This window comes from Vibrio sp. FF145 (genome assembly GCF_041439075.1).
GTDB lineage: Bacteria > Pseudomonadota > Gammaproteobacteria > Enterobacterales > Vibrionaceae > Vibrio > Vibrio tasmaniensis_A.
Genome location: NZ_JBGONH010000011.1, coordinates 1 through 12108 on the forward strand (window position 1 = coordinate 1; position 12108 = coordinate 12108).

14 protein-coding genes are annotated in these 12108 nt (G+C 43.4%); 8 read left to right on the top strand and 6 right to left on the bottom strand.

Annotated features, from left to right (window positions below):
• Positions 1-124: 124 nt before the first annotated feature.
• Positions 125-925, bottom strand: a complete 801-nt coding sequence (gene nagB / locus ACED42_RS05990; RefSeq protein WP_012601215.1) for a glucosamine-6-phosphate deaminase — start codon at positions 923-925, stop codon at positions 125-127.
• Positions 926-1394: 469 nt separating this feature from the next.
• On the bottom strand, positions 1395-1748 hold the full coding sequence (locus tag ACED42_RS05995) for a DUF413 domain-containing protein (protein ID WP_012601214.1): 354 nt from the start codon (positions 1746-1748) through the stop codon (positions 1395-1397).
• 156 nt (positions 1749-1904) lie between these two features.
• On the opposite strand from ACED42_RS05995, the gene ACED42_RS06000 reads away from it, so the two are divergent.
• A complete protein-coding gene (locus ACED42_RS06000; RefSeq protein ID WP_029225450.1) occupies positions 1905-2795 on the top strand; it encodes a LysR family transcriptional regulator in 891 nt (296 codons plus the stop codon).
• A 210-nt stretch (positions 2796-3005) separates the two neighbouring features.
• Here ACED42_RS06000 and ACED42_RS06005 read toward each other — a convergent pair whose 3' ends face one another.
• Positions 3006-3209: a hypothetical protein gene (locus tag ACED42_RS06005; protein ID WP_012601212.1), complete on the bottom strand. Its 204-nt coding sequence runs from the start codon at positions 3207-3209 to the stop codon at positions 3006-3008.
• A 236-nt stretch (positions 3210-3445) separates the two neighbouring features.
• On the opposite strand from ACED42_RS06005, the gene ACED42_RS06010 reads away from it, so the two are divergent.
• The 3 genes from ACED42_RS06010 to ACED42_RS06020 all read left to right on the top strand — a co-directional run bounded on the left by ACED42_RS06010 (position 3446) and on the right by ACED42_RS06020 (position 6044).
• The gene (locus ACED42_RS06010) at positions 3446-4894 is read left to right on the top strand and encodes an AlkA N-terminal domain-containing protein (protein ID WP_371701835.1); all 1449 of its coding nucleotides are present in this window, start codon (positions 3446-3448) and stop codon (positions 4892-4894) included.
• A gap of 82 nt (positions 4895-4976) precedes the next feature.
• Entirely contained in the window at positions 4977-5453 is a 477-nt protein-coding gene (locus tag ACED42_RS06015) for a methylated-DNA--[protein]-cysteine S-methyltransferase (RefSeq protein WP_017102362.1), read from the top strand.
• A 207-nt stretch (positions 5454-5660) separates the two neighbouring features.
• Positions 5661-6044: a hypothetical protein gene (locus ACED42_RS06020; protein WP_065679366.1), complete on the top strand. Its 384-nt coding sequence runs from the start codon at positions 5661-5663 to the stop codon at positions 6042-6044.
• 1 nt (position 6045) lies between these two features.
• Here ACED42_RS06020 and nhaD read toward each other — a convergent pair whose 3' ends face one another.
• Positions 6046-7485 (bottom strand): sodium:proton antiporter NhaD, encoded by a 1440-nt coding sequence (gene nhaD / locus ACED42_RS06025; protein WP_012601208.1) that lies wholly within the window; start codon positions 7483-7485, stop codon positions 6046-6048.
• A gap of 426 nt (positions 7486-7911) precedes the next feature.
• On the opposite strand from nhaD, the gene ACED42_RS06030 reads away from it, so the two are divergent.
• From ACED42_RS06030 to ACED42_RS06045, 4 genes are all read left to right on the top strand, one after another.
• Positions 7912-8649, top strand: a complete 738-nt coding sequence (locus ACED42_RS06030; protein ID WP_371701837.1) for a nucleoside recognition domain-containing protein — start codon at positions 7912-7914, stop codon at positions 8647-8649.
• Positions 8649-9116 (top strand): YjiG family protein, encoded by a 468-nt coding sequence (locus ACED42_RS06035; protein WP_004737023.1) that lies wholly within the window; start codon positions 8649-8651, stop codon positions 9114-9116. The genes ACED42_RS06030 and ACED42_RS06035 overlap by 1 nt, the downstream gene beginning before the upstream one ends.
• Before the next feature lie 647 nt (positions 9117-9763).
• Positions 9764-10150 carry an MAPEG family protein gene (locus ACED42_RS06040; RefSeq protein WP_009846114.1) on the top strand — a complete coding sequence of 129 codons (387 nt, stop codon included), beginning with the start codon at positions 9764-9766 and terminating at the stop codon, positions 10148-10150.
• 8 nt (positions 10151-10158) lie between these two features.
• Positions 10159-10689, top strand: coding sequence for a hypothetical protein (locus tag ACED42_RS06045; protein ID WP_009846115.1), 531 nt, complete (start codon positions 10159-10161; stop codon positions 10687-10689).
• Between the two features lie 71 nt (positions 10690-10760).
• Here the strand turns inward: ACED42_RS06045 and ACED42_RS06050 are convergent, their stop codons facing one another.
• Together ACED42_RS06050 and ACED42_RS06055 are read right to left on the bottom strand one after the other, a co-directional pair.
• Positions 10761-11396: an START domain-containing protein gene (locus ACED42_RS06050; protein ID WP_012601207.1), complete on the bottom strand. Its 636-nt coding sequence runs from the start codon at positions 11394-11396 to the stop codon at positions 10761-10763.
• A gap of 219 nt (positions 11397-11615) precedes the next feature.
• Positions 11616-12092, bottom strand: a complete 477-nt coding sequence (locus ACED42_RS06055) for a YHS domain-containing (seleno)protein (RefSeq protein ID WP_009846117.1) — start codon at positions 12090-12092, stop codon at positions 11616-11618.
• Positions 12093-12108 lie beyond the last annotated feature (16 nt).

Genomic DNA, 12108 nt, shown 5'->3' on the forward strand with positions numbered 1-12108 from the left:
CCATCTGTAGGATCGTTCAACTGATCAGGAAAATGCTTAAATGATCAGTGTTAACATTTAAGTGGCTTTTCTACTTAAGGCAGCTTTCTATTACAAGACGCCTTTCTCATTCAAGAACTAAGAATTATAGGTCTTTAATGTTCTCAGCTTCTAACTCAGAGAAGTACTTAACTGTTTTCACTTTAAGTTCTTGAGTTGCCGGCTCGTCACAAACAATCACTGATTTAGGGTGAAGTTGCAGAGCTGATACCGTCCATAGGTGGTTAACAGAACCTTCAACCGCTGCTTCTAGAGCAAGCGCTTTGTTGTGGCCTGTTACTAGGACCATGATTTCTTCAGAATCAAGTAGAGTACCAACACCGATTGTTAGTGCGTACTTAGGAACTTGGTTGATGTCGCCATCGAAGAAACGAGAGTTCGCGATACGAGTGTCTTCAGTCAACGTTTTGATACGAGTTCGTGAAGATAGAGAAGAAGCTGGCTCGTTGAAAGCGATGTGACCGTCGTTGCCTACGCCACCCATGAATAGGTTGATTTTGCCGTAAGACTTGATTTTGTCTTCGTAACGTTTGCACTCAACTTCGTTGTTTTCCGCGTTGCCATCTAGAAGGTTAATGTTCTCTTCTTGAATGTCGATGTGGTTGAAGAAGTTAGTGTACATGAATGTACGGTATGATTCTGGGTGATCAGCAGGGATGCCAATGTACTCATCCATGTTAAATGTAACTACGTTTTTGAAGCTAACTTCACCAGCTTTATGTAGCTCGATAAGTGCTTTGTAAGTAGCTAGTGGCGTACCACCAGTTGGTAGACCAAGTACAAAAGGACGCTCTGCAGTTGGTTTAAAATCGTTAATGCGTTTAACGATGTGTGCTGCTGCCCATTTACCTACTTGTGCTGCTTGATTTAACGGGATAAGTCTCATTAATTTGCCCCTAGATATTAGAATTTATAGTGTTCTTAAACATTAATTCGCATTATAAAATAAGTTATCAACTTGCGCTATTGTTTTAGGTCAAGTTTTTGCTTTTTCGTCATATCTGTGATTATAACACTCAAAATTGCACAATTATTGTATGGATATTTGGTGAAGTTAAACAAGATTAATACGTTTGTCACATACCGAGATATTGATTTTATGCAGAGCCAAGTGTCAAAAGAAAAAGGTAGGCTGAAGAGTGATGAATTCAATTGGGATTAAGATCCATAGAACGGATTGAAATTGTGTGGCTATCACGCTATCGATATGAATTTTATATAAATATTGGTGTTTTTGTGTAGGTTGGCTACACTTGATTATGACGAAGAAGGAGCATGTTTGTTTTAAGTTCCCGCTAATCCGAGGTGAACAAAAAAAAGCTCAAAGTGATGAGGTATCACTTTGAGCAGTTTTACTAATCTTCTAACACTAACTCTCTTTCGTATTCTTCCCGAGAAACTTCGCTGCGTTTGCAGCCGTTTAGGGTATGAAAGCGACGGCGTCCACGAGCCAGTTGAATGTACTTCAACCAAACACGCTCTAACTTGGACTTCGCCTTATGAGGGTGAGACAACACTTTGATGAAGTGTTTTTCTTCTGAGTTGCTTGGCGAAAGTTCGCCAGTCTCAAGTGCAAACATGGTGTCACCAAACAAGGTTAGGATTTCCTCTTCTGAAAGAGTAAAATCACCCGACTTAGCAAACCCTCGTGGGAATTTAATGGTGTCATAAAAACGTTTTTTTCCGTGTCGGAATTCGGTCTCAGACATATCAGCCTCAGTAATGTGGTTAGATAGAAATTAGTGTTTATTGCTCACGCGAAAATATTGTTAAAAGGCTAAAATAGGAAACAAAACGTTTTTGCCTTTACGATAAACAATCCTAGATCGGCTAGTTAGCAGATTTATTACAGAGATGTATTTTTGATGGATGTGAAAGTATTTAGAACCTTTCTTGAGGTTGCAAGGGTGCGCCACTTTGGGCGTGCAGCTGAAAACTTGTATTTAACACAAGCAGCGGTGAGTGCGCGGATCAAACAGCTTGAAGGCTATTTTGATACTCAGCTCTTCATTCGTGACCGCAATAACATCAAGCTTACCTCTTCCGGTGAGCGTTTGATTGGTTATGCTGAAGTGATGGTATCCACCTTACAACAAGCCAAATTTGAGCTGTCGTTAGAAAGTGGAAAAGCGTTGCAGTTAACACTGGGTGGCACACCGAATATCTGGGATGCGTATCTACAAAACTGCTTAAGTGTGGTGACCGACTCTTTCGGTGGCTACGGCTTTATGGCCGAGGTGATGGGGCGCGAGCAACTGAACCGTAATTTGTTAGAACGAACCTTAGATATGGCTTTCGCTTTTGATCAGATCAAAGCGGAAGAGCTGAACTGTAAAAAAGTCGCTGATTTGGTTTTGGTGTTGGTATCAACACAACAAGATGATCTGGAATCTGTATTCCAACATAAATACGTTTATGTCGATTGGGGAACGCGCTTCGGTTCTGAACATGCCGAGCGTCACCCAAAAGTGCCCGCGCCGTATTTACGTACCTCTACGGCTCGTATCGCTTTAGATTTTATCTTAGAGAAAGGTGGCAGTGCGTATTTACCTGTTTCTATGGTTGAACCTTTTATCGAGTCGGGTCAATTGCACAAGGTCAAAGGGGTTGAAGACTGGTATCGCCCAATTTACCTGAGCTACCGTAAAAGCAGTACTTCGGTTGATGCGATCATTCAGGTTGAGAAGTTGGTTAATGAAATTGACCCATCGACTGCCTACACGTTGCAACAAGCCGCTGAACAAACACCAGAGTAACAGCTGTTTCTGTAACCAGTATGCTTTGTTGATTAAATAAAAATGGCTCCTAACTAGTTGTATAGTTGGGAGCCATTTTTGTTTTTAAACCAGAGATGATTTTCTTTTCCAAATCAGAGATAACCCTAACTCGGATAAAACCGTTTAAGCCTGGTATGCGTAACCTTTTTTAAAAGCCCTATCACTTCAAAGCACTATTCTTCGAAAATTCTAGAGATTCATTAGATTCTCGATAGACTCTTCAAGAGAGTGTGACATGTAAGAATGGATTTGATTGCCATCCGTTGCGTCAATCTCAATCTTAGAAATCCCCTTATCCGCTTCGTCTTCAAGAAAGCTGAGAGACTGCTCGACTGATTGACTGGTGAGAACCTGTTGGTTTGATAAAACAATACGACACGTGTGAAGAACCATAGCCTTTTCCTTTTTATATTCGACAGGTCTCTGCATCTTAGTGTGCTAAGTACCTATCGTTGACGTTGTGAGAAGAGTTTCTTCTCAAGGTTAAATTTAGTCGAATTGCGTAAAAAGAAAACCCTTTTTTGTGATTTATCTAACCTTCAGTTCCGAAAGTGGCTAGCGACAATGACAGTTCACGGTAAACTTTTAGGTATCGGAGTAAAAATTATGGCAAATGGGAAGAGCACAGCATGTCGAGAAATATTCATCACAACAGTACGTTAACGAGTGAGCAGTGTCATTTAGCTCGATACGCGCGAGATGCTCGCTTTGATGGGATGTTTTTTACGGCGGTAAAAACAACCGGAATTTTTTGTCGTCCGATTTGCCCAGCAAGCCCGCCCAAAGAAGAAAATGTCGAGTATTTTTCTCATCAAGCTCAAGCCTTGAAGGCTGGGTATCGCCCATGCTTACGTTGCCGGCCAGACAGCGCGCCTTTTTCTCCTGCGTGGAAAGGTGTTGAAACGACTTTCTTGCGTGCTTTACAGTTGATTGATCATGGTGCGCTGAACTCAGGGTCAATCGTCGACCTTGCCACTCGATTAGGTATTTCAGACCGCTATTTACGAACTTTATTCGATAATTACATCGGCGTATCACCAAAGCAATATAGCCTTTATAGCCAATTGATGTTTGCCAAGCAGTTACTTCACACCAGTAGCATGAGCATTACCGATGTCGGCTTTGCGAGTGGCTTTAATAGCACGCGTCGCTTCAATGATGCCTTTCAAAAAGAGCTGCAGCTCTCGCCAAGTCAAATCCGAAGAGCTAAGCCAAGTAACAATCTAAGTAATCATATCCAACTCAGTTTCCATGGCCCGTTGGACTGGGATCATTTGCTGGGCTTTTATCGACGACGAATGATCGAAGGCTTAGAAGAGGTGGGCGACGGTTATTACCAACGCACAGTGAACGTGAACGGCTCGAAGGGCTGGTTCAAGGCCACTTTAGCCAAAGAGCGCAGTTTGGATATTGAGTTTGAGTTGGATGATATGAGCCAATTAAGAAGTTTGATCGCCAGTATTCGACGTATGTTCGACCTTGATGTTGATATCAGCAAAGTTGAAGATTTCTTTAGCACCATTGATCCCAACTTGGTGGCTAAGAGTGGTATTCGTATCCCTGGTGTGTGGAGTGCTTGGGAAGCCGGAGTAAGAGCGATTCTCGGGCAGCAAGTCTCGGTAACAGCGGCCATTGGTCAGCTCAACTTGTTGGTGCGAAAGCTCTCAGGTTCATATCAGGTGTTTGATTCACAAGAGCAAGCTAATTCACAAGAGTGCTCTGACTTACAACAAATTGCTGATTCATCAGAGAAAGCGTATTTCCCTACACCTAAACAAATAGCTGATGCTGATGTGAGCTTTCTAAGGATGCCGGGAAGTCGTAAGGAAACCTTAAAGCGTTTTGCCCAATACATGGTCGATAACGAAGCTGAGCATCCTTCTAAGTGGATTGATCTCAAAGGTATTGGTCCTTGGACGATTCAATATGCGCTGCTGCGCGGGCTCAGTGAACCTAACCACTTGCTAGTAGGCGATTTGGTGGTGAAGAAATTCATCGAGCATCGCCCTACCATTAATACAGAGAGTGTTTCGCCTTGGGGAAGTTACGCCACGTTCCATTGTTGGAATCAGTCTTAAACGATGTTTCAAGTGGAATAGAGATACCTCTCTGATATAGAAGCAATGAATAAACATCGGAATTACCAAGCTAGGAGAGATTATGACTAACCGTTTTACTTATTATCAAAGTCCACTAGGAACCGTGACGTTACAGGCGAACGATGAAGGGCTGCTCGGCCTTTGGTTTGAAACTCACACTACCAAGCCTGAACAGTTAGGTGTTCAAGATGATAGCTTTCCGATCTTTGCGTTGGCTATCAAACAGCTCGATCGTTATTTTGCTGGTGAAGCTATCCAGTTTTCTGTGCCTATCGCAGCCAAGGGCACTCCGTTTCAGCAGTCGGTTTGGCAAGCGCTGATGACCATTCCTTATGGAGAAACATGGAGCTATGCACAATTGGCCGATGCGATTGGTAACCCAAAAGCGGTGCGTGCAGTGGGTTTGGCGAATGGCAAAAATCCGGTGTCTGTGATTGTGCCGTGTCATCGTGTGATAGGTAAAAATGGAAAGCTGACGGGTTATGCGGGGGGGGTAGAGCGTAAACAGCGTTTGTTAGTGATTGAGGGAAGAAAGTAAGTAAGCTTAGAAAGCTACTGAGCTAGCAACTTGAAACGCTGTTCTATCGGTTAAGGTTGAAGGTTTGTACGACTCAGGAGGAACATTAAGAGATCCCAGCGTGATTCTGCAATAAAAACGTGACTTTGCAATAAATTCGCTACTTTCTGGAAAATAATGATTTGGTTGCATATTATTTAGCCATGTTTTTTAGGCAAGGATGCCCAAATGAATAACCATCATTTTCTGATAATAGCTTTCACTAGTGTGTTATTGCTGACCGGTTGTTTAACTGATACTAGTCGCCCCTTTGAAGTACCGCAGCTTGTTTTGTTCAAAGGGATGTATGAGAACGCGGACGATAACAGCTATCTACTTTTTGAGTCAGGACAAATGACCTATCAAACAATCGGTAACACGGTCACTAGAACTTATCGTATTGAAAATGATTTGATTAACATCGAGTTGAATTCAGGAAATAGCCGAGTGGATTCTGGGTTGATGATGCGCATTCAACAAGAAGGAGCGGTGTTAACCTGCAACCAGTGTCCAGCAGTGCAGTTAAGCAACGTCTGGACACGTGTTGATAAGCCTTTAGTTGATATGCCTTAGGCTAGAACATATCACCGTTCAGCCATAGGTGAGCGGCGATACTGACCCCATAACCAATCATGATTACTGGCATCCATTTTAAGTGGCCAAAGAAGGTGTACTTACCATGTGCTGCCCCCATTAATGCCACACCTGCTGCACTACCTATAGATAACAAGCTGCCGCCAACCCCTGCAGTTAAAGTGATCAGTAGCCAGTTGCCCATCGACATTTGGGGTTCCATGGACAACACGGCAAACATCACCGGAATGTTATCGACAATAGCCGATAAGATCCCCACCATGACGTTGGCCCAAATTGGATCCCACTGGCTATACATCACGCCCGAAGCTAATTCCAAGTAACCAAGTAGACTCAAGCCACCTACACACATTACTACGCCGTAGAAGAACAAAAGCGTGTCCCATTCGGCATGAGAAACTCTTCGAAATACATCGAACGGCACAACAGAACCGAGTCGCTTCAGGGCGCCTTCATCGTTATTGGCGATCGCCACTGCCTTTTTCTTGGCGAGTGAGTTGGGTAAGGTCTTACGTAAGTAATAGCCAAAGAACTGCAGATAGGCGAGCCCCATCATCATGCCCATTACTGGAGGGAAGTGGAGTACGGCATGGAAAGCAACAGCGGTCGCGATTGTCATAATAAACAAGAATACGATGCGTCTCGCACCACGTTTTAATTCAACGTGTTGATGGACTGTGTCGGGCTGAGTGGTGGGTACAAAGTAAGACATGATCAACGCAGGGACGAGGTAATTCATCACCGAAGGAATAAACAAAGGAATGAACTCACTAAAACTCACATAACCAGCCTGCCACACCATGAGCGTTGTGATGTCTCCGAATGGACTGAATGCACCGCCAGCATTGGCGGCTATCACGATATTCACGCAGGCTAGGTTGACGAATTTAGGGTTAGAACCTGCCACTTTAAGAACCACAGCGCACATCAATAGAGCTGTCGTGAGGTTGTCGGCGATAGGTGAGATAAAGAAGGCCAGAATACCGGTTATCCAGAACAAAGAGCGAAAGTTAAAGCCTTTGCCTACCATCCACGCTTGCAGCGCATCAAACAGTCTCCTCTCTTCCATGGCGCTAATGTATGTCATGGCGACGAGTAGAAAGAGTAATAGCTCGGCATATTCCAGCAGGTTGTGTTCGAGCGCTTGTTTGGCGACTTCAACAAGGTTGTGTTCTTGGTAGGTAAAACCAATGATTATCCAGATCAGGCCCGCTGCAAGTAGAACTGGCTTGGATTTTCGGAGTTTTAGGTATTCTTCCATCATCACCACGATGTAGGCGACAACGAAAATGGTCAGCGATAGGTAGCCAGCAAATGAACTGGTTAGTTTGAGCGGCTCTCCCAACTGAGAAGTGGCAGCGCCTGCTACCGTAGAAAAAAATAATAAAGAGAGAACAGCAGAAAGCTGGATACCTAACATGGATTACGCTCCGAAGTTAATCAGTTATTAACACGGGTAAAAGCGTAGACCTAAATAACCATGTGCAGTGTGATAGATATCTTAATAATTCAATAGATTATATAGAAAACAGTAGATTGGGTGAAAACGTGAGATCACGATGAAAGATTTCTTTGAGCTTTCTATTCGAAGCCTGATTGTTGTGGCGATTATGTGCGTTTTTGGTTGCGGTGTTGAAGCTAGGTTTGTTTAGTTTTGTATGAGAAATATTCTAATTTTTTTAGCGTATACCTCTACTTTAAAATTTGAATCACAGTTTTATATGTTGCTTTGGTTCTTTTATTTAAACCGATGCACTATTTGATTTTGGTCATTAACCTTTTGCTCATTAGTTTGCACTATCTAGACGTGCTCTGTTCCACATAAACGAGATGTATAGAGGTCCTTATGACTAATCCAACCAAAACCGATCGTAAAGTCACGATCGGAGGCTATATCGCACTCGCGTTCGCGATTGTGTTCTTTTCAGGCTTAATGCAGTCCAATGAATGGTATGGAGTGCTCGATTTTACGACGCTCAACGGTTCATTTGGTAAGGTCGCTTACGATGTGAGTGAGTCGGCTGATGGTATCCAAGCGGCAACGACGTCACTGCGTGGTAAAGGCGGTAGTGGTGCGCGCGACGGTTTCATTTTTGCATTGACACTTATTCCGACCGTGATGTTTGCATTGGGCATGATTAACGTACTTGAGCACTACGGTGCACTGGACGCGGCTCGTAAACTACTAACTCCACTACTTCGTCCTTTAATGGGTATTCCGGGCAACTCAGGCTTGGCACTGATTGCTTCTCTGCAAAGTACCGATGCGGGTGCTGCGATGACACGTCAGCTCAAAGATGAAGGGCATTTGACTAAGCGTGAAACCGATGTGTTCACCATGTTCCAGTTTACTGCGGGTGCGGCGATCGTTAACTTTTTCTCTTCAGGTGCGGTGTTGTTCACTCTAACGGCGATGGATGGTTCTTTGGCAGTGACATCGTCAATTGGTCTTGCTGTTGCGGTGATGTTTATCTTCAAGTTTGTTGGTGCGAACTTATTCCGCCTTTACCTCAATATTACTGAAGGTAAAGAAGACAAAACAAAATCAGACAAAGAACAAAAACTGGAAGAGGAAGTAGCATAATGAGCGAAGTTAAAGCAAAGAAACCAATGGTTACTGATATTTTCGTTGAAGGTGCTAAGAAAGGCTGGGTTATTGCGACAACCTCTACAGTACCTAATGTTCTGATGGCGTTTGTGATTATTAAGGCGTTGCAGATTACTGGTGCACTGGATCTGATGGGTAGTGTGTTTGCACCTATCATGGCGGTATTTGGTTTACCGGGCGAAGCGGCAGCAGTATTGATTGGCGCGTGGATGTCGATGGGTGGTGCAGTCGGTGTGGTTATCACGCTATTTGACCAAGGCATTCTGAACGGCAACCATATTGCTATCTTGGCGCCAGCTATCTACTTGATGGGTTCTCAGGTGCAATATATGGGACGCATCATGGGACCAATTGGTACTGAAGGTCGTTATATCCCTGTGATGATCGCGATTTCAGTATTGAATGCGTTTGGTGCTATGTTTTTGATGAACATTATTTTGTAACGTGGCTTTGAACGATTAGCTACTATTTGAACGATCAGTTACTAATAGCTTTTCGATGTTGAAAAAAGAAACCCCGTTTGGCTTTCACCAAACGGGGTTTATTCTTTTTCGTAGCCATCCTGCTACTGACGTTGTTACTTATTTTTTAATAAGGTCACGTATGCTCCTTGCATCGTTCCTTGATTTGGCTAAATCCTTTAACCTATCCAATCCATCGCCTTCCTAGCGGTGTCCATGCTAACTCATCATCCTGACAAGTGACTCTATCCTAGAGTAAAACTTCCTTGCTGATCACTCATCCTAAGCCATCAAATCTTCATCCTGAAGATACCTAATCCGTTAGGCTTTTTCCTGTTCCTGCCAACTCCCTGTCGACATGAGTATTAAACACTTTGGAGGCTTTATTCGCAATTAGCCTTAGGAAATAAATATCCTCGCTAACTAAAATAAATATGCGTGGATTCATATAAAACAAGGGGTTGGGTTTGTAATTTTTCTTTTTTCTGCGAAGCTTGACTGTGATCTCTTACGTTCGGTGTGAGAGATCTCTTACAAATGTTCGGGCGCGAATATCATTCGTTGTCGAACTCATCCGTCGATAGGTGAGCGAAATACGCTCAACAAACTCAAAGTAATAGGAAAATATAATGGTTACAGCACTTTACGCAGCCTTGCTGACGGTCGTAATGATTTGGTTGGCGATAGAAGTCATTAAGCAAAGACGAATCAATCTGGTTGCTCATGCAGATGGCGGTGTTGAGTCGCTACAGATAGCACGCTCCGCACAAAGTAATGCAATGGATTACATCCCAATTACGGTTATTTTGATGGGCTTTTTGGAGATGAATGGTGCCAGTGTGTGGCTTATTCATGCCATTGGTGTTGCATTTATTCTGGGGCGTGTGATTCATGCAAAAGGTATTCTGGCAAAAAACTTAAAGGGTAGAAAAGTGGGCATGGTGTTAACGCTTATCTGCATGATCTCTTTGATTGTCCTAAACTTAGCTTACCTACCTTTTGATAAAATGTTCTAGGGAGTATTATGGCATTGCGCCTTCCCCCTGCTTGGGCGATTGTCCTTGCAGGTCTCATACTGAACGTCATGGCTATTGTCATGTCGAGCTTGGTGCTCGACAAAATTGAAGCGGAAAAATCGGAATACAACGATCGTAAATACGGTAATGTGTACTCAATACAACTGGCCTGGAATACGATCGAAACCTTAGAGCGCAAGCGTGAAGCCATTCTGATCCACCTAGATAAACCCTCAACAGAAACCGCTCAACCTGCCACCATCCTCGATGAAGCGCTGCGCGGCCAACTCCGGAGTTGGGTGAGTGAGGAGGTGCCAGCCATCTCGTTGGCTAATTTACCCAAGCTTATGATGCTGATAAACAGTGCTCAAGAAGCCCAACGAGCACGAATTGATGACTACTATTTGGATAATCTGACCTTGGTTGAATTAATCCAAAGGCTCGATGAAAAAATGGCTTTCTACAAGAATATTGCCCTGTTTCTTCAGGTGTTTGGTTTAGCACTTATCTTAGCTCGCGACCTCGCTAGAAGGCCTTAGTATTTATCTATTTACTTACTTACTTACTTACTTACTTCGCCACCTAGTTATCTACCCATCGACTGGTATCGCTAGCGAGATTCACTTGGCAGGTTAGGGTGCTGCTGGCCTTGGTACTTCTGTAATTGTTCTTTTAGTCCTTTAAACGTGCTCAGTGCACTATCAATCGATAATTTGTTCATTAACCAATTTGGCAGGATGCCACCTGCGTTCGCGTAAGCGGTATAGGTGATATAGGTATTACCATTGGTGAGCGGTTGCAGAGTCCATAAGGCATCTACATCATAAATTCGAATGTACCCCGACTCTTTCGCCAAATAATCAGACGCATCCTTGATCGACAAGACAAACTGCCCATCCTCGATGCTGTATTTTGAGTAGGTCACCATATCGCGATCTCTGGCAGGCCAAGGCGCTTTGAACTGGGTATAGACGATATTTTCATCCTCAGATATCTGCATCAAAACACGACTTTCCGATACGTTATCTATCCAGTTTGGCACGTTCGCGCTGTCTTCCAATAACAGCAAAAAACCAGAATAAGTGGTGGGCGTTTGCATTTGTGCTCGTATTTCTACCAAGCCTTCAGTGTGAGGTCTCTTATCAATGATGATGCCATCTTCACTTTTTACGAACTGCCATGGAGCAGCGTAAGTCAGTGTTGATAAAGCATAGAGTCCGATTGCTAAAATCCTAGGTAATATCATTATTCTTCCATGAAAAGAAAAGCTTATCTTTAGGAGTATAGAATAAAAATGGTTTTGATTCGTGCTGAAATCGCACTGATTTCTCTCTGGTTTGAGCGTTACATCGCTGTTATCTTGGTGTTATCAATAATTGGCTGCTGAAAATAAAAACGGAAGCGTTCGGTCGCTTCCGTTTTGTTAGTTGGCAATGGATAAACGTTGAAGGCTAGAACCTAGAACTTAAAGCTTGTAGGCTTCCACGGTTTTTATAGTGGTCCAATTGCTGTTGGCGTCTTGGATGAATTCTTGCGTATTCTCCAGCCAACGCTTTTGAACTGACTTATCTAAGTTTAAGTACAGCTTCCCACCTTCTACTTTCCAAGCTAGGGGGTCCGTTTCAAATTTCTTACCCATTGCCACACCAAAGGCACAATAGCCACCATATTGAGGTGCATAAGCCGATGGGTTAGATCGGAATTCATCTCGGTTTTCACTGCTCACAAAGTTATAAATCGCATTCTTATAAGTCGCTGTGAATTCAGATGTGCCTTTAACTGGCCCCTCATTGGCAAAGTAAGCGACAGGGTCATAACCTTTAATGGCGAGATCATTGTTGTCGACACTCATATCAAGGTCTGCTGCCATTAACGAAAAGCTGGTTCCTAGTAACGCGGCCAATAGAGTGATTTTTTGACTGGTCGATTTCATGTGTGACATATCAAGTTCCTTGTCA